Below are 16,504 nucleotides of genomic sequence, written 5' to 3' on the forward strand. Positions count from 1 at the left end.
CCGCAATGCCTCGATCTTGGCGGCACGCTCCTTCAAGGCCGAATTGGTCGGGTCGACGGTCAGCGCGAAACGGGCGTTGGAGAGCGTGTATTCATGGCCGCAATAGATGACGGTCGCGGCGGGCAGCGCTGCAAGCTTCTTCAGCGACTCGTACATCACCGGCGGCTTGCATTCGAACAGCCGCCCGCAACCCAGCGCAAACAGCGTGTCGGCGGTGAACGCCACCTTCGATGCCGGCAAGTGATAGGAGACGTGGCCGGCGGTGTGGCCAGGCGTGGCGATCACCTCGATCCGTTCATCGCCGAGATGAACGACGGAACCTTCTTCGACGGTTTCGTCGATGCCGGGAATCTTCGCCTTCTCCGCTTCCGGGCCGATGATGCGCAGCTTGAAGCGCTCCTTCAGCGCCAGATTGGCCTCGACATGATCGACATGGTGATGCGTGGTCAGGATCATCGTCGGCGTCCAGCCGGTGCGCTTGAGTGCGGCCAGGATCGGCGCTTCCTCGGGCGCATCGATGATCGCGGTCTGGCCGCTTTTGGGGTCATGCACCAGCACGCCGAAATTGTCGCTGCGGCACATGAACTGTTCGATTTCGACCGGCATCGCATCTCTCCATTGTCGCCGCAGACATAGGGCGCCAAGGCGCCGATGTCATCCCGGAATGTCGAATGACATCCCAGGGAGATGACAAGTGTCACTCGGGAATGTCGACCTCGTCGAGGCCTTTTGTTGAAACCCGCCGATATCACGGCTACATCCCTCGCATGCATTCCGACATCGTCGATCTTCGCTCCTTCTATTCGACAACGCTCGGCCGGTTCGCCGAGCGCTCGATCACCATGGCGCTGTCGTCGATCTGGGCAGACGTGCCCAATGAGCGGCTGGTCGGCCTCGGCTATACCTTGCCGTGGCTGGAGCGCTTCGGCGCCGATGCCGAGCGGGTCTTCGCCTTCATGCCGGCAACGCAAGGCGCCGTGGTGTGGCCGGCGACGGGGCCGACGGCGACGGCATTGGTCTTCGACGAGGAGCTGCCGCTGGTCGATTCCTGCATCGACCGCATGCTGCTCGTCCATTCGCTCGAACATGTCGAAAATCCGCGCGAAACGCTGAACGAGATCTGGCGGGTGCTGTCGCCGGCTGGCCGCGTCGTCATTGTCGTGCCGAACCGGCGCGGCGTATGGGCGCGCTTCGAGCACACGCCGTTCGGCAATGGCCGTCCTTTTTCGCGCGGCCAGCTTACCGAACTGCTGCGCGAGACGAATTTCACGCCGGCCGCCTGGTCCGATGCGCTGTTCTTTCCGCCATCGCGGCGTCGCTTCATGATGCGCTTCCAGAACGTGCTGGAACGCGCCGGCCGGCGGCTGTGGCCGATCTTTTCCGGCGTCATCGTCGTCGAGGCGCAGAAGCGGCTCTATCAAGGCGTTCCGGTCGCCCAGCGCGCCTCGCGTCGCGTCTTCGTGCCGGTGCTGTCGCCGCATGGCGCCACGCGGCTCGGGCGTCAGAAGGAGGCCGGGGACGCCAAGCTATCGGCTGCGGGGGTGACGGCTTCGTGATCGCGACAAGAACACCTGGAGCCTTGTCCCACCCTATCTGTCGCAAGGGGGCTCGCAGCCCATTTGAACGACGGATGCGATCAAGTCTCTCCATCCGGTTTCAGCACTGAACGCAAGGACCTCAGCTATGGCTGATCAACTGGACAATGCAGCCACCGTTCAGCCGGCTGCCGTGGCGGTCGAAGCCAGCAGCCTGGGCGATCAGGTGGCGACGATCAGGCAAGCACTGACGGGATCGCCGGTTCGCAGTTGGTTGCTCTGGACATCGGTCGGCATCATGGCCGTCATCATCGCAACGTCGATCGGCCAGGTCCTGCTCAACCGCTGGAACCAGCCTTTCTACGATGCGCTTGCGCGCCGCGACATGGCGGCCTTCCTGCACCAGCTTCTCGTCTTTGCGGCAATCGCCGGCGGACTTCTGGTGCTCAACATCGGCCAGACCTGGCTCAACCAGATGATCAGGCTGAAGCTGCGCGAGGCGCTGACGCTGGATCTGATCGACCAGTGGATGCGGCCGGCTCGGGCTTTCCGTCTGGCCAATGCCGGCGCCATCGGCGTCAATCCCGACCAGCGCATGCAGCAGGACGCCGCGCATCTGTCGGACCTGTCGACCGACCTCGGCGTCGGCTTGCTGCAGTCGTGTATCCTGCTCGTATCCTTCGTCGGCGTGTTGTGGGAACTGTCCTCGGGCTTCGTGTTTCATGTTGGCGGCACCGCGCTGGCCATACCGGGCTACATGGTCTGGGCCGCCATCCTCTATGCCGGCACCGCCTCCTGGCTGAGCTGGCTGGTCGGGCGACCGCTGATCCGCCTCAACAGCGACCGCTACACACGCGAAGCCGAGCTTCGCTCGTCGATGGTGCGCGTCAACGAGAATGTCGATGCCATCGCGCTGTACCATGGTGAGGCCGACGCCAGGCGACGGCTCGGACTCGACCTCGGTACGGTGCTGGGCGCCATGCGCCGCATCTACACCGCCCAGATCAACCTGTCCTGGGTGACCGACACCTATGGCTGGATCACCGTCGTGGCACCCATCCTGGTCGCCTCGCCGGTCTATTTCTCGGGCGATATCAGCTTTGGCGGGCTGATGATGGCGGTCGGCGCCTTCAACCAGGTTCACTCGTCGTTGCGCTGGTTCATCAACAATATCGGCAGCATCGCCGACTGGCGCGCCACGCTGATGCGCGTCGCCGATTTCCGCATCGCGCTCAATGAGACCGATGTGCTGCACGACAAGGAAAGGCGCATTGCCTTCGGCGAAAACGCCAATGGCAGCCTGACTTTCGAGAAGCTCGAAGTGGCCTCGCGGGATGGCTGCACCAAGCTTGCCGACCAGCATGTCGAAATCCGTCCCGGCGAGCGCGTCATGATCACCGGCGACCCCGGCGCCGGCAAGACGTTGTTCTTCCGCGCCATTGCCGGCCTGTGGCCATGGGGGAGTGGGCGGATCGGCCTGCCTGCGGGAGAAAACCCCATATTCGTGCCCCGCGTGCCGTATTTCCCGACCGGTACGCTGCGCGAGGTCCTCGATCACCCGAACGGACCTGCGCCGGCGAGCGACGCCGACATTTCGGCGGTGCTTGCCGAAGTCGGGCTTGGACGGCTGTCATCCTCACTCGACCGCAGCGCGCGCTGGGAGCATGAGCTGGGCGATGACGAACAGCGTTCGCTGGCCTTCGCCAGGCTCGCCTTGCGGCAGCCGAAATGGGTGATCATCGACGAAGCCCTGGACGCGTTCGACGGGCCCTCGCTGCGGCGCGTGCTTTCGACATTGGATAAGCGCTTGCCCGAGACGGCGATCCTCAACATCGGACGCGGGCTGCACAACAATCAGTTCTTTCCCCGCGCGTTGACGATCGTCAAGGATACCGGTGCGCAGGCGCTGAAACCTGTCCGCGTCAGGGCCGGTGCGATCGACCCGCCGCCGGCGGCCGCCCGCCGCAAGAAATAGGCTGTTTTCCTCGGTTACGGGCTCCAAGCTTTATTTTGCCGCGATCGCGAAGGAAGATTTCGCGAAGAAACAACTCTGGCGTCGGCCATGCTTGATGCTTTACGCCTGCTTGCCTGTCTTGCCTGTGCCCAGGCTGCTCCGACCGCCTCGCCGCCGGATGCGCTGGCGGTCGATGTCGAGCTGGTGCTGGCGGTCGACATTTCGCTGTCGATGGACGAGAAGGAGTTTGCCCTCCAGCGCGCCGGTTATGTCGAGGCGCTGCGGCATCCCGATTTCATCCAGGCTGTCCGCGCCGGCAAGACGGGCCGCATCGCGCTCGCCTATTTCGAATGGGCCGGCACGGTGCGCGACGACGCGATCATCGACTGGCAAATCATCGACAGCGCCGAGAGCGCCAACAGCTTTGCCGACAAAGTCGCGGCCCGGCCGTTCCGCAGCTTCCGCGGCACTTCGATTTCCAGTGCACTGGCTTTCGGCACCGAGATTTTCGATCGCACTTCTTTCGAGGGCGAACGCAGCGTCATCGATATATCAGGCGATGGTCCCAACAATATCGGGCCGCCGGTCACCGCGACGCGCGATGCGGCAACCGCCAAAGGCATCGTCATCAACGGCCTGCCGATCCTGATCAATCCGTCACCAACCTTCAGCCATCTCGACCAGTACTATGCGCAGTGCGTGACCGGAGGGCCTGGTTCCTTTGTGCTGCCGATTTACGCTGCCGCCGAATTTTCTACGGCCATCCGGCGCAAGCTGATCCTCGAAGTGAGCGGCATTCAAGATAGGACGAGGGTCATCCCCGTCGACACTGGTGCGCCTGTCGACTGCCTGAAAGGCGAGCGGGACAGACGGTTTTTTTCGGACCCGTATTTTCCGGAGCTCGACCGATAGCTTCGTCGTAGTGACAGGGTCAGGCCGGACGGACGCCGAACTTCTGGCGAAACTCGTCGTGAAGGTCGCGGCGCCAGCGCCGGCCATAGACATAGCCATTGATCAGTTCGGGCAGCGAATAGCCGAGATCTTTCGACGAGCGGTTGGCCATATAACCCGAGAAGGCTTCCGGAATCCGGCACTTCAGAACATCGGAAATGATCTGCCGCGTGATCATGTAGGGCGGAATATGCGGGTACGAGCGGGCAATATTCGGGTGTTTGCGCATCAGGTTCGCATAGGCTTCGACATAGCCGTGGCGACGTCGCGAAATCGAATTCTCCGAATTGTGCTTCGTCCAGTCAATGTCCTCAGACAATTGCGCGCCGAAGCGCCGGGCAAGGCGCAGCAGCAATTCCCGATCCTGCATCCGGGCGATGTCGCTGTCGTAGCCGCCGATGGCCAGCAACGCCTCGCGGCGCGCTGTTATCGCCGATCCCGCGATCAAGATTGTCTCCGCGACCAGCGTTTGCTCCAGCGTGGCAGAGTTTAGGAATGCATCGCGATTGATGCAATCGCTGGCGCGTCCGCCCTTCAGGGATACATAGGAGCTGATCAGCACTTCGAGCGCCGGATTGGCATCGAACCAGGTCAGGGTCCGTTCGAGCCTGTGCGGCAGATAGACGTCGTCGGAATCGAGGAACGTCACGACGGGTGCCCGCGCGCGCTCGATGCCTGCATTGCGGGCGGCATTGGCGCCTCGCCATTTCGCGCCGACATAGATCAGTCGCGGATCGCGAATGGCGGCCAGGGCCGCCGCGGTTCCGTCCGTCGAGCCATCGTCGACGACAATATGCTCGAACCTCGGCATGCTCTGGGAAAGTACACTTTCCACGGCGCGCAATACCGCCTCACGCCTGTTGTGAGTCGGCGTGATGACCGTGATGAGAGGAGCGTGCTCTGTCTTCCCGGTCATACTGCGTCAGCCATTTCCAGTGCAAAAAATACGCTTCCTGCCAGGTCTTTCGATCTTCAGGACGGTCAAATGGATCGGACTCCCCCTTCCATATCCCCCGTATTGGCGACGACGCTACAAAAAACAAGCGTACCTGTCACCCCATCGGGATGCTGCTCAATGCGCATGAAATGACGAATTCCAGTATCTAGCGCTTCAACTGCAACACTATTGCCGCGCGTTATGCTTGCGAATCGCCCTTGCGATGAATGACGCGTCTATAATCTGGATGCATTCCACTACGTCAGACGTAATCGCATCGCGGCCGGTGTTTGGGCAGATTGCCGTCGCGAGGTCGGCTGGTCGGCTTCGGTCCCAGAGGGAGTACTGTCATGACTGCTTACGCCGTTGCCCATATGCGCCAAGCCCGGATGGGTCCGCAGATCGTCGAATATCTGCAGAAGATCGATGCCACGCTGGCCCCTTTCGGCGGCCGTTTTCTGGTCCATGGCGGCGATGTCGAGGTCATCGAAAACAAATGGCAGGGCCACCTGATCATCATCGAGTTTCCCGACAGGCAACAGGTGCGCGGATGGTACAACTCGGCCGCCTATCAGGCGATCCTGACGTTGCGGACCGACAACTCGGAAGCCGACGTGATCTTCGTTGATGGCGTTGAACATCCGCATAAGGCCACGGATGTCCTTGACCAGGCGTGAAGTCGACAATGGCGCGGCGGGATCACCGTTTCAGCAAGAACACCGCCTGCTGGCCGAAGAAGTTCCAGAACCACCATGGCATCGACAGGCCGATCTTCTGGCCATTGGCGTCGAGCGCGGTTGCTTTTTCCACGGTAGCGCCAAGCTCGTCGCACAGATTGACGAAGTCGCGGATGGTGCAGAAATGGATGTTGGGCGTGTCGTACCAGGAATAGGGCAGGTCCGTGGTCACCGGCATGCGGCCATTGAGAAACAGCGACATACGAACCCGCCAATGGCCGAAATTGGGGAAGGACACGATGGCGCGATTGCCGATCCTGAGCAGTTCGTTGAGAACCAGCTTCGGGTTGCGGGTGGCCTGCAGGGTCTGCGACAGGACGACGAAGTCAAAGCCCTTGTCGGGATAGAATTCGAGATCCTTGTCGGCATCGCCCTGGATGACGCTCAAGCCGCGCGCCACGCATTCGTTGACGCCACGCTGCGACAGTTCAAGGCCGCGTCCGTCGACCTGCTTGGTGTCCTGCAGCAATTCGAGCAGCGATCCATCGCCCGAACCGACGTCGAGCACGCGCGATTGTGGCGGGATGAGGTTGGCGACGACTTCGAGGTCGACGCGCTGGTTGCGGGTGACGTTCACGATGCGAGCCCTCGCGCCCGTGCTGCGGAGCCGATGAAGCCATTGATCGCGGCAAACAATTCCGGCTCGTCGAGCAGGAAGGCGTCGTGGCCGCGATCGGTCTCGATCTCGACAAAGGATACCGACGCGCCGGCGGCGTTGAGCGCATGAACGATCGAGCGGCTCTCTTCGGTCGGGAACAGCCAATCCGAGGTGAAGGACACCAGGCAGAAGCGGGTTTTCGTGCCGGCGAACGCATCCGCCAGCCGGCCGCCATGGTCGGCGGCGAGGTCGAAATAATCCATCGACCGCGTCATGTAGAGATAGGAATTGGCATCGAAGCGATCGACGAAGGTCATGCCCTGGTGGCGCAGATAGCTCTCGATCTGGAAGTCGGCATCGAAGCCGAAGGTGAGCGCCTCGCGATCCTGCAGATTGCGGCCGAACTTCCGATGCAGGGCAGCCTCCGACAGATAGGTGATATGGGCGGCCATGCGCGCCACCGCCAAGCCCTTTTCCGGGCGCTTGCCGTGCTCGAAATATTTGCCGCCATGCCAGTCCGGATCCGCCATCACGGCCTGCCGGCCGACCTCATGGAAGGCGATGTTCTGCGAGGAATGGCGCGCGCCGGTGGCAATCGGCAGCGCCGAGAAGACGCGCTCCGGATAGCTGGACGCCCATTCCAGCACCTGCATGCCGCCCATCGAGCCGCCGAGGACGCAAAACAGTTTTTCGATGCCGAAATGGTCGATCAGCATCTGCTGGGCGCGCACCATGTCTCGAATGGTGATGATCGGCAGGTCGAGCCCATAGGGCTTGCCGGTGGCGGGATTGGTCGAAGCCGGGCCGGTGGAGCCCAGACAACCGCCGATGACGTTGGAGCAGATGACGAAGAAACGGTTGGTATCGATGATCTTGCCGGGGCCGATCAGCACTTCCCACCAGCCCGGCTTGCCGGTCACCGGATTGGTGCTGCCGACATGCTGGTCGCCCGTCAGCGCATGGCAGACGAGGATGGCGTTGGAACGGGCGTCGTTCAGCGTGCCGTAGGTCTGGTAGGCGATCTGGAACGGCGACAGCAGGGTGCCGGCATCGAGCTTTAGCGGCTTGTCGGGCCCAAAGCGTAGCACCGGGCTCGACGGCTGATCAGCCTCGTTGTTGGTTTTTCCTGCGCGCAGAGCGGCCATTGCATCCATCTCACACTTTGAATCCGCACGGTGCTTTCGAAATTCGAGGCCGATGCGGTGTCCGGCCGGCGCGGACAACAAAAAACCGGCATTGCCGCCGCAAAGCCGGTTACAGGATGCAAACGGCCCTTTAGCAAGTTGTTTAACGTGGCTGCAAGCCGACCGGCCAAATCACCACGGAATCTCGTACCTCTTCTAGGACTGTGGCGCGCCCGCGTCAACGGCCAGCCGCGGTCCGGAGGTTGCCACCTCTCGACATTGCGGGCCGTGGCTTGTATTTCCGCTGCGGCTTCCAGACGGAAGCGTTCTCGACGGATTTTGCGACATGAGCCAGACACCGGACAAGGCACGTCCAACCCCGCGCGCGGGCATCATGGACATCGACGCCTATGTGCCGGGCAAGAGCACGGCGCCCGCCGGCGTCGCCAAGGTCTACAAGCTGTCGTCGAACGAGAACCCGCTGGGTCCGTCGCCGAAGGCGATCGAGGCCGCGCGGGAGATTGCTGCGAAGCTCGACGTCTATCCCGATGGCACCGCCAGGCGCCTGCGTGAGGCGATCGCCGAGGTRCATGGTCTCAACGCGCAGAACATCATCTGTTCCAACGGCTCCGACGAAATTCTCGGCCTTTTGGCGCAGACCTATCTCGCTCCCGGCGACGAGGCGATTTTCACCGAACACGCCTTCATGGTCTACAAGATCTACATCCAGTCGGCTGGCGCCACTCCGGTCGCGGTCAAGGAGACCGATGAGCGTGCCGACATCGATGCGATGCTGGCCGCCGTCACGCCGCGCACGAAAATCGTATTCCTCGCCAATCCCAACAACCCGACCGGCACCTATGTGCCGTTCCAGGAAGTGCGCCGCCTGCATGCCGGCCTGCCTAGAAATGTGCTTCTGGTGCTCGACGCGGCTTATGCCGAATATGTCCGCCGCAACGACTATGAAGCCGGCATCGAACTGGTCGGCGGCGCCGAGAACGTGGTGATGACCCGCACCTTCTCCAAGATCGGCCTGGGCGGGGCGCGGATCGGCTGGATGTACGCGCCGATGCACATCGTCGACGCCATCAACCGTGTGCGTGGCCCCTTCAACGTCAATGCGACGGCGATCGAGGCCGGCATCGCCGCGATCCGTGACCGCGACCACGTCCAACGCAGCGTGATGCACAACGAAACGTGGCTCACATGGCTGAGCGAGGAGTTTGGCAAGCTCGGGCTGCGGGTGACGCCAAGCGTCGGCAATTTCATTCTGATCCATTTTCCCAACGACCAGAACCATTCGGCTGCCGCGGCGGATGATTATCTGACGGCGCGCGGCTATATCCTGCGGCGCGTTTCCGGCTACGGCTTTCCCAACGCGCTGCGCATGACCGTCGGCACCGAAGATGCCAATCGCGGCGTTGTCGCTGCTCTCACGACATTCCTGAAAAGCTAGAACACCATGACATCACCGATGTTTGAAAAGATCGCGCTGGTCGGCATCGGCCTGATCGGCTCGTCACTGGCCCGCGTCATTCGTCGTGAGGGCCTCGCCCGTCACGTCGCCATCTCGACCCGCAGTGCCGCGACATTGGCGCGGGCGCAAGAGCTTGGGCTCGGCTCCTCCTACTCCACTGATGCGAAGGAAGCGGTCCGCGATGCCGATCTGGTCATCGTCTCGGTGCCGGTCGGCTCGTCGGGCGCTGTGGCCGAGGAAATCGCGCCGGCACTGAAGCAGGGCGCGATCCTCACCGATGTCGGCTCGACCAAGGCATCGGTGATTGCGCAGATGCAGCCCTATGTGCCTGATGGCGTGCATTTCATTCCGGGCCACCCCCTGGCGGGCACGGAAAAATCTGGCCCCGATGCCGGTTTCGCCGACCTGTTCGACAATCGCTGGTGCATCTTCACCCCGCTGCCCGACACCAACCCGGATGCGCTGGAGAGGCTGTCGGAATTCTGGCGCCGCTGCGGCGCCAACATCGACACCATGGATCCGCAGCATCACGACATGACGCTGGCCATCGTCTCGCACCTGCCGCACATCATCGCCTACAACATCGTCGGCACCGCCGACGATCTGCAGTCGGTGACCAAGTCCGAAGTGATCAAATATTCGGCTTCGGGTTTTCGCGATTTCACCCGTCTCGCCGCCTCGGATCCGACCATGTGGCGCGACGTCTGCCTGCACAACAAGGACGCCATCCTCGAAATGCTGGCACGGTTCTCGGAAGATCTGGCGTCGCTGCAGCGGGCGATCCGCTGGGGCGACGGCGAAAAGCTGTTCGATCTGTTCACCCGCACCCGTGCGGTGCGCCGCTCGATCATCGAGGCCGGCCAGGACATCGACGTCCCCGATTTCGGCCGTCAGGCGGTCGAGCACCCGGCGAAGGCGTAGGTCGCTTCTTCAGCCTGCTGGCCAGTGGCTTTTCATCATCGCCAGCGTCTCGGCCCGGTCCGGCGCGCCTAGCCGGCCGCCGAAGCGCAGGCATTTGAACGCGGCGGCCGCACTGGCAAAGCGTAAGGCCTGCTCGACCGGCATGGCTTCCGCCAGTCCGACGGCGAAGGCGCCGTGAAAGACATCGCCGGCGGCCAGCGTGTCGACCGCATTGATTTTCGGCGCCGCGACATGTCGCGATGATCCCGTCGCGCGATCGAACCACCAGGTGCCAGCCGCGCCGCCGGTAACCGCGACAAACGCATCGCCACGCCGGGCAAGTGCCTCACAGGCCTGGCGCGAATCCAGTTCCGCGCCGCACAGTATGCGCGCCGCCGGCTCGGAAGCCACGATATGGGAAGCCAGCGGCAGCAGCAGTTCCAGCACGTCCCTCGGCGCGGTATCGGCATCAAGGATCGCCGGCCGGCCGATGGCGTGCGCCGCCTCCAGGGCAAGCGCTGCGGCACCGGGCCAGCGGACATCGACCAGCACGGCATCGAATGCTGACAGGTCTGCGAGCGGCAGAGCCTCGGGATCGGCCTGGGCCTGGCTGTCGTAGAAGGGCACGATGATGCGCTCGCCATGCGCGTCGACCAGGATCGAGGCCAGCGCCGAGCGGGCGCCACTGACGCGGCGCACGAAGCTGCAATCGATGCCTTCCGCCTCGATTCCGGCGATCAGTTGATCGCCGACGGAATCGTCACCCGCGCTCGCCCACAGCGATACGTCGGCGCCCAGGCGATGTGCAGCGCAGGCCGCGCTCGTCGCCATGCCCGAGGCGATCTGGACGCCGTCGGAGGCGATGAACTTGCCTTGGTGGTCGGGCAGCGTCTCGACACGCAGGATCGTATCCAGCGTCAGCGCGCCGACACTCAGCAGTCTCACGGTTTTTGCCATCGATGCGCTATTCCACCGGCTTGATCTTGCCCAGCGGAATGAAGCCGAGCGAGGCCTTGCCCTTGACCACCTTGAGCGGCATCGACGGCTGGTTGCCGAGCAGCGCCAGGCCAGCAAAGCCCTGCTCGATCTGCGTTTTTTGCTCGGGGATGGCACCGCCGAGGATCGCTGCCACGGCCTTCGGATCCTTCAGCGTGATCGTCAGGTCGGCGTCGATGAGACCCTCGGCATCGACCGACAGCGGTCCGGAAAGGGTGACGCGCGCCGTGCCTGACGACAGGTCGAGGTTGCGGATCTCGATCGCCTGGCCGCGCAGGCTCTTCACTTGCCTGCCGATCAGCGCGACGCCATTCTTCAGCGTCACGTCGCCGCTGGCATCGAGCGCCGGCAGCACCCGTCCGCCGATCGCCTCGGCATCGATCTCGAGATCGCTGAAATTGCCGAGATAGTTGATATCCCCACCTTTCGGCTGCAATTGGCTGTCCGCCTTGCCGGCACTGAACAGTTCGACCGGATCGGTGTCATCAGTGGGATCGGTCTGGCCGGACAGGCCCTCGGCCTGTAGCGAAATCCGCCGTGGCAGCGGCCATGACAGTTTGACGTTGGCTTGCAAATTGTCCCAGTCGATCCACAGCGGCATCATGCCTGGAACGGAGGTCCTGAGCGGACCGCGCAGATCGGCCACCGGCGACAGCGGCTGGATGATCTGGGCGACGGCATTGAAGCTGCCGGCCGAGGCGGCGATGTTCCTGGCATCGTCCTCATAGGCGAGATTGTCGCAGGAGACGGCAAAGCTCAGCGGATAGCCGCTGACCTGGAGATTGGCACAGCCGGCCTCGACGCCACTCTTGTTGAGCGAGGCAACCGCCTTGTCGGCTTCACTTCTGACCCGGTCGGCCAGATAGAACCAGCCGGCGCTGTAAATGGCGAACAGCACGACAATGAACGCGGCAAGCCAGAACAGGAGGCGTCGGCGCTTCGGTTGGCGTTCGTCACTTGACGTCATGCTTTGGCTCTCGTTAACGCAAGGGTGTTGTAGGCGGACTCGCGATTCCGACAACAACAGGTAGACAGAGGCGGACGGAAAAAACACCGATTCCGGTGTGGTGCTGCCATTCTTTACAATCAGGCGCGGCGATATGGGCGATTTTTGGGTGTTTGGCTATGGGTCGCTGATCTGGCGGCCGGGTTTCGCGCATGTCGAGACGCAGCGCGCCCGCCTGCACGGCTACCGGCGTTCGCTGTGCGTCTATTCCTTCGTGCATCGCGGCACACGTCAGCGGCCGGGGTTGGTGCTCGGTCTTGACCGTGGTGGCTCCTGCGTCGGTTTGGCGTTCCGCGTGCCCGGCGAATTGCGCGACGAGGTCATCGCCTATCTGCGCGAGCGCGAGCTGGTCACCAACGTCTATCTCGAACGGACGCTCAAGATTCGCCTTGACGGCGGCCGGACGGTCGAAGCCGTGGCCTACATCGTCGACCGCCAGCACGAGCAATATGCCGGCGCGCTCGACGCGGCGCATGCAGCGGCCGTGGTGCGCGGCGCGGTCGGCCAGTCCGGCAACAATGAGGACTATGTGATCAGCACGCTGGAACACCTTGAGGCGCTGGGCATAAGCGACCACTGGCTGGAGGATGTCGCGCGCCGGGTAGCGCCTTTGTGAAGCGCTGGCTCTGCGGAAAAGGCCGCCAGGCCTTTGACCTCGATAAGGGAAGACCTAGGTTAGGTCCCGAACCTCAGCCAGGGCTGCATTCACTGGCCCCCAATCATCCCGGAGATACGCTTTGCAGAAACGCCGCCTTGGTCGCACCGACCTTTCCATCGCGCCGCTGGTTCTGGGCGGCAATGTCTTCGGCTGGACCGCCGACGAGAAAACCTCGTTCGATCTGCTAGACCGCTTCGTCGGGGCCGGTCTCAACGCCATCGACACGGCGGACGCCTATTCGCGCTGGGTGCCCGGCCACAAGGGCGGCGAATCGGAAACGATCATCGGCAAGTGGATGAAAGACCGCGGCAATCGCGATCATGTCGTGGTGGTCACCAAGGTTGGCTCGGATATGGGACAAGGCCACAAGGACCTGTCCGCCGCCTATATCGAAAAGGCCGTCGACGCGTCGCTGAAGCGGCTGCAGACCGACGTCATCGACCTCTATCTGTCGCACTGGCCGGATCCGACCACGCCGTACGAGGAAACCCTCGGCGCCTACGAGAAGCTGCTCGCCAAGGGCAAGATCCGCTATGCCGGCTGCTCGAACCTCGACGCTGGCCAGTTGCGCGCGGCACTCGATGTGGCGAGCCTGCGCAGCCTGCCGCGCTACGAGGTGCTGCAGCCGGAGTACAATCTCTACGATCGCTCCTCCTTCGACGGGCCGTTGCGCGATCTGTGCGTGGCCGAGGACATCGGCGTCATCACCTATTTCAGCCTGGCCAAGGGCTTCCTCAGCGGCAAATACCGCAGCGAGGCCGATCTTGGCCAAAGCCCGCGTGGCGGCGGGGTGAAAGACTATCTCAACGCGCGCGGCACGCGCATTCTCGCGGTACTCGATGCGGTGTCGGCCAGACATTCGGCCAAGCAGGCGGAGGTGGCGCTTGCCTGGGTTATCGCACGGCCAGGCGTCACCGCGCCGATCGCCAGCGCCACCAGGCCTGAGCAGATGGACAGCCTGATCAAGGCCGCGTCGCTGAAATTGACCGCCGACGACATGGCCGAGCTCGACAAGGCAAGCGGCTGAAGCTTCCGGCGGCGCCGCACGCACGAACGTCCAAGACCACCCTCCTGTCTTGCCATACCGTCCGTCGCACGGGGCAAGGCAGAGAGTGAGATGACAGAGCCGCTTCTTTCGCAGCCGGATCTTTGGCGCCAGTTGGTCGCGCTGGTGCTTGCCGCCACCGTCGTCATGGGCAGCCCGGGGCCGGCAACGATAAGCGTCACCGCCGTCGGAGCTGCCTTCGGCTTGCGTGATTCATTGCGGTACGCCTGGGGGATCGTCCTGGGCACGATTGCAGTGCTGCTGGTGGTAGCTACCGGGGTCATGGCGGTGCTCACGTCGATGCCGAAGCTGGCGCCGTTGCTGGCTTTCGCGTCCGGCGCCTATATCCTCTATCTCGCGTTCAAGATCGCCACGGCTCCGCCATTGGCGGCGCGCGCGGCCGAGGCTTCGCGCCCGACACGGCTGGCCGGGTTTCTGCTGGCTGTCGCCAACCCAAAAGCCTATGTGGCGATCGCCGCCGTGTTCGCCGGCGCGTCGTCGAGCCAAGGCGCCGGCGATCTAGGCATGTGGCTCAAACTGACCGTTCTGGCGCTGATGATCGTCGTTATCCACGCTCTGTGGCTCGTTGCGGGAGCGGCGTTCGCCCGCTTCCTCCGCAGGCCGGCCGCTTCGCGGATCATCAATCTGGTCTTTGCCGCAACGCTGGTGTTGACCACCGCGCTGGCCGTGTTCGGCTGAATGTTGACTCAGGAGCCTTCAGGCTTTCGCGCCGAGTTCCCGCAACCGCTTCACCGCGGTTGACGGCAATGCCGGCGGGTTGGGAGTGCGGGATGCCTCGATGAGAAGCTGGTCACAGGCAGCCTCGGTTTCACCGATCAGCCTGGCCATGAATTCGTCCTTGCCCAAGCCCGGCGGAATCGGCGGCAGGAACCGCGCCTTGATCGTGCCGGGGTAGCGCAGGAATTTGCGGCGCGGCCAGTAGAGACCGGCGACATGGGCGACCGGCACCACCGGAACGCCAAGCTGCGAATAGATTTCGACGATGCCGTATTTGTAGGCCGGCTCGTCACCCGGCGCGCGGCGCGTCCCCTCGGGATAGATGATCAGCTGGCGAGGGTTGCGCGCCATTTCCTGCCTGGTGGCGGCGACCACCGCCTTCAACGCCTTCGAGCGGCTGCCGCGGTCGACCGGGATCATGCGCATCTTCATGATGTACCAGCCGAAGAACGGGATCCAGGTCAGCTCGCGCTTGAGGATGTAGAGCGGATCTTGGAGGAAGGGGAAGAAAGCGATCGCGTCCCAGAACGATTGATGCTTGGGCGCCAGGATGAAGGAACCCTCGGGCAGGTTTTCCAGGCCGGTGATGTCGCTCTTGGTCCCGGCAATCTTGTCATAGAGCCACATGCACGTGCGTGACCAGAATTTCGGTACGAACCAGGCGCGGTGACGGGGCGACAGGAAATAGTAGGGGGTCCAGAGGATCATCTGGACGATCAGATTGACGTAGAAGACGAAATTGAACGCCAGCGATCGGACATAGAGCATGGAGGGAGGCCCGGTGAGAGGTGTGCGTTGGTTACACCAAGCGCGGCGAAAAAGGAAATGGCCGCGAGCCGCTCTGACGAGCGAAGGAGAACGATGGTCGGGCGGCCCGGTTCAACTACGCCAATCGCGTCAGCCGCTCCTTCAGACGCGGGGCAGCGAAATCGAGAAAGGCCCGCAGCTTGACCGGCAGCAGGCCGTGGCCGGCATGCACCAGGCTTACCGGCCATGGTTCAGGCTCGAACTCCTGCAGCAGGATGCGCAGCGCGCCTGACCGCAGTGCGGCTTCGATCTGGTAGGAAAGCACTTTTGTCACCCCGATGCCGGCAATCGCGGCGTCGATGGCCGCCTCGGCGGTGTTGACCTGAAGCCGCGAGCGGACCTGAACCGGGACTTCCGTCCTGCCCTGGGCGAAGCTCCAGATGGCGGCGGAAGCAAGTCCCTCGAACGTGATGCAACTGTGTGTTTCCAGATCCTGCGGGGTCATCGGCGTGCCATGCTCGGCCAGATAGGCCGGGCTCGCACAAGCGACGCGGCGGATCGAGCCCACGGCAATGGCGACCAGGCTCGAATCAGGCAACTGGCCGATGCGTATGGCGAGATCGAAATGGTCCTCAACCAGCTGGGTTATGCGGTCAGCCAGCGTCAGGCGAATGTTCACGTCGGGATAGGCCGCGAGAAAACCGGTGACGACCGGCAGCACGTGCAGGCGGCCAAAAACGACCGGCGCGGTGATGGCCAGTTCGCCGGTCGGAGCGCTGTATTCGCCGGCCGCCGTGCGTTCGGCCTCACCGACATCGTCGAGGATGCGGCGGCAGGCAGCAAGATAGGCCTGGCCGGCATCGGTCGGCGTCAGCCGGCGCGTCGAGCGGTTCAACAGGCGTGTGTTCAGATGTCGTTCGAGATCGGAAACCTTGCGGCTGACCGTCGCCAGCGGAATGCCGAAACGGCGGGCCGCGGCGGAAAGGCTGCCGGCCTCCACCGCGACGACAAAGAGCGACATGGCTTCGAGACGATCCATAGCTTCTTCCAGAAAATGGAAGGACGGATTGCGAATATGTCATCTGCATTTGAAGGATGGAA

At 63.2% G+C, this 16,504-nt stretch carries 17 protein-coding genes and 1 riboswitch; of the genes, 9 read left to right on the forward strand and 8 right to left on the reverse strand.

Translation table 11 applies throughout. The features are described from left to right. Positions 1 to 606: hydroxyacylglutathione hydrolase (gloB, locus tag AC1D0I_RS22535; RefSeq protein ID WP_477397811.1), on the reverse strand; the 606-nt coding region annotated here is incomplete at its 3' end. Positions 607 to 767: 161 nt separating this feature from the next. Between gloB and AC1D0I_RS22540 the strand changes: the two genes are divergently transcribed. The 3 genes from AC1D0I_RS22540 (at position 768) to AC1D0I_RS22550 (ending at position 4,401) form a co-directional block, all read left to right on the forward strand. Next, positions 768 to 1,556, forward strand: coding sequence for a class I SAM-dependent methyltransferase (locus AC1D0I_RS22540; RefSeq protein WP_477397813.1), 789 nt, complete (start codon positions 768 to 770; stop codon positions 1,554 to 1,556). 127 nt (positions 1,557 to 1,683) lie between these two features. Further along, positions 1,684 to 3,510, forward strand: coding sequence for an ABC transporter ATP-binding protein/permease (locus AC1D0I_RS22545; RefSeq protein ID WP_477397815.1), 1,827 nt, complete (start codon positions 1,684 to 1,686; stop codon positions 3,508 to 3,510). A gap of 87 nt (positions 3,511 to 3,597) precedes the next feature. After that, on the forward strand, positions 3,598 to 4,401 hold the full coding sequence (locus tag AC1D0I_RS22550; protein WP_477397817.1) for a DUF1194 domain-containing protein: 804 nt from the start codon (positions 3,598 to 3,600) through the stop codon (positions 4,399 to 4,401). Between the two features lie 19 nt (positions 4,402 to 4,420). On the opposite strand, the gene AC1D0I_RS22555 is transcribed toward AC1D0I_RS22550, so the two are convergent. Next, positions 4,421 to 5,356: a glycosyltransferase family 2 protein gene (locus AC1D0I_RS22555; protein ID WP_477397819.1), complete on the reverse strand. Its 936-nt coding sequence runs from the start codon at positions 5,354 to 5,356 to the stop codon at positions 4,421 to 4,423. A gap of 371 nt (positions 5,357 to 5,727) precedes the next feature. Here AC1D0I_RS22555 and AC1D0I_RS22560 point away from each other — a divergent pair, with 371 nt between their 5' ends. Further along, positions 5,728 to 6,054: a DUF1330 domain-containing protein gene (locus AC1D0I_RS22560; protein ID WP_477397821.1), complete on the forward strand. Its 327-nt coding sequence runs from the start codon at positions 5,728 to 5,730 to the stop codon at positions 6,052 to 6,054. 22 nt (positions 6,055 to 6,076) lie between these two features. Here AC1D0I_RS22560 and metW read toward each other — a convergent pair whose 3' ends face one another. Both metW and metX read right to left on the reverse strand, forming a co-directional pair. After that, entirely contained in the window at positions 6,077 to 6,691 is a 615-nt protein-coding gene (gene metW / locus AC1D0I_RS22565; protein WP_477299790.1) for a methionine biosynthesis protein MetW, read from the reverse strand. Beyond that, entirely contained in the window at positions 6,688 to 7,857 is a 1,170-nt protein-coding gene (gene metX / locus AC1D0I_RS22570; protein WP_457153179.1) for a homoserine O-acetyltransferase MetX, read from the reverse strand. The genes metW and metX overlap by 4 nt, the downstream gene beginning before the upstream one ends. Before the next feature lie 110 nt (positions 7,858 to 7,967). Further along, positions 7,968 to 8,045: riboswitch (SAM riboswitch) on the reverse strand. A 137-nt stretch (positions 8,046 to 8,182) separates the two neighbouring features. Between metX and hisC the strand changes: the two genes are divergently transcribed. Together hisC and AC1D0I_RS22580 are read left to right on the forward strand one after the other, a co-directional pair. Next, positions 8,183 to 9,292, forward strand: a complete 1,110-nt coding sequence (gene hisC / locus AC1D0I_RS22575) for a histidinol-phosphate transaminase (RefSeq protein ID WP_477397823.1) — start codon at positions 8,183 to 8,185, stop codon at positions 9,290 to 9,292. A gap of 6 nt (positions 9,293 to 9,298) precedes the next feature. Continuing rightward, entirely contained in the window at positions 9,299 to 10,234 is a 936-nt protein-coding gene (locus tag AC1D0I_RS22580; protein ID WP_477397825.1) for a prephenate/arogenate dehydrogenase family protein, read from the forward strand. A 9-nt stretch (positions 10,235 to 10,243) separates the two neighbouring features. Here the strand turns inward: AC1D0I_RS22580 and AC1D0I_RS22585 are convergent, their stop codons facing one another. Next, entirely contained in the window at positions 10,244 to 11,170 is a 927-nt protein-coding gene (locus AC1D0I_RS22585) for a sugar kinase (protein ID WP_477397827.1), read from the reverse strand. 7 nt (positions 11,171 to 11,177) lie between these two features. Next, positions 11,178 to 12,176 (reverse strand): DUF2125 domain-containing protein, encoded by a 999-nt coding sequence (locus AC1D0I_RS22590; RefSeq protein ID WP_477397829.1) that lies wholly within the window; start codon positions 12,174 to 12,176, stop codon positions 11,178 to 11,180. 133 nt (positions 12,177 to 12,309) lie between these two features. Between AC1D0I_RS22590 and AC1D0I_RS22595 the strand changes: the two genes are divergently transcribed. The 3 genes from AC1D0I_RS22595 (at position 12,310) to AC1D0I_RS22605 (ending at position 14,617) form a co-directional block, all read left to right on the forward strand. Next, positions 12,310 to 12,831: a gamma-glutamylcyclotransferase gene (locus AC1D0I_RS22595; protein ID WP_457152227.1), complete on the forward strand. Its 522-nt coding sequence runs from the start codon at positions 12,310 to 12,312 to the stop codon at positions 12,829 to 12,831. A 121-nt stretch (positions 12,832 to 12,952) separates the two neighbouring features. Continuing rightward, positions 12,953 to 13,900 carry an aldo/keto reductase gene (locus AC1D0I_RS22600; RefSeq protein ID WP_477397831.1) on the forward strand — a complete coding sequence of 316 codons (948 nt, stop codon included), beginning with the start codon at positions 12,953 to 12,955 and terminating at the stop codon, positions 13,898 to 13,900. A gap of 90 nt (positions 13,901 to 13,990) precedes the next feature. Then, a complete protein-coding gene (locus AC1D0I_RS22605) occupies positions 13,991 to 14,617 on the forward strand; it encodes a LysE family translocator (RefSeq protein WP_477397833.1) in 627 nt (208 codons plus the stop codon). Positions 14,618 to 14,635: 18 nt separating this feature from the next. Here the strand turns inward: AC1D0I_RS22605 and AC1D0I_RS22610 are convergent, their stop codons facing one another. Both AC1D0I_RS22610 and AC1D0I_RS22615 read right to left on the reverse strand, forming a co-directional pair. Next, complete coding sequence (locus AC1D0I_RS22610; protein ID WP_477397835.1) at positions 14,636 to 15,424, reverse strand: lysophospholipid acyltransferase family protein; 789 nt, start codon at positions 15,422 to 15,424, stop codon at positions 14,636 to 14,638. A 115-nt stretch (positions 15,425 to 15,539) separates the two neighbouring features. Further along, a complete protein-coding gene (locus AC1D0I_RS22615; RefSeq protein ID WP_477397837.1) occupies positions 15,540 to 16,442 on the reverse strand; it encodes a LysR family transcriptional regulator in 903 nt (300 codons plus the stop codon). Between the last annotated feature and the right edge of the window lie 62 nt (positions 16,443 to 16,504).

The organism is Mesorhizobium sp. P2_D1 (assembly GCF_056404455.1).

Excerpts from the sequence above, each read along its gene's own strand:
- AC1D0I_RS22540 (WP_477397813.1), top strand. The coding sequence starts at position 768 with ATGCATTCCGACATCGTCGATCTTCGCTCCTTCTATTCGACAACGCTC.
- AC1D0I_RS22545 (WP_477397815.1), top strand. The coding sequence starts at position 1,684 with ATGGCTGATCAACTGGACAATGCAGCCACCGTTCAGCCGGCTGCCGTG.
- AC1D0I_RS22550 (WP_477397817.1), top strand. The coding sequence starts at position 3,598 with ATGCTTGATGCTTTACGCCTGCTTGCCTGTCTTGCCTGTGCCCAGGCT.
- AC1D0I_RS22555 (WP_477397819.1), bottom strand. The coding sequence starts at position 5,356 with ATGACCGGGAAGACAGAGCACGCTCCTCTCATCACGGTCATCACGCCG.
- AC1D0I_RS22560 (WP_477397821.1), top strand. The coding sequence starts at position 5,728 with ATGACTGCTTACGCCGTTGCCCATATGCGCCAAGCCCGGATGGGTCCG.
- metX (WP_457153179.1), bottom strand. The coding sequence starts at position 7,857 with ATGGCCGCTCTGCGCGCAGGAAAAACCAACAACGAGGCTGATCAGCCG.
- AC1D0I_RS22580 (WP_477397825.1), top strand. The coding sequence starts at position 9,299 with ATGACATCACCGATGTTTGAAAAGATCGCGCTGGTCGGCATCGGCCTG.
- AC1D0I_RS22585 (WP_477397827.1), bottom strand. The coding sequence starts at position 11,170 with ATGGCAAAAACCGTGAGACTGCTGAGTGTCGGCGCGCTGACGCTGGAT.
- AC1D0I_RS22590 (WP_477397829.1), bottom strand. The coding sequence starts at position 12,176 with ATGACGTCAAGTGACGAACGCCAACCGAAGCGCCGACGCCTCCTGTTC.
- AC1D0I_RS22595 (WP_457152227.1), top strand. The coding sequence starts at position 12,310 with ATGGGCGATTTTTGGGTGTTTGGCTATGGGTCGCTGATCTGGCGGCCG.
- AC1D0I_RS22605 (WP_477397833.1), top strand. The coding sequence starts at position 13,991 with ATGACAGAGCCGCTTCTTTCGCAGCCGGATCTTTGGCGCCAGTTGGTC.
- AC1D0I_RS22610 (WP_477397835.1), bottom strand. The coding sequence starts at position 15,424 with ATGCTCTATGTCCGATCGCTGGCGTTCAATTTCGTCTTCTACGTCAAT.
- AC1D0I_RS22615 (WP_477397837.1), bottom strand. The coding sequence starts at position 16,442 with ATGGATCGTCTCGAAGCCATGTCGCTCTTTGTCGTCGCGGTGGAGGCC.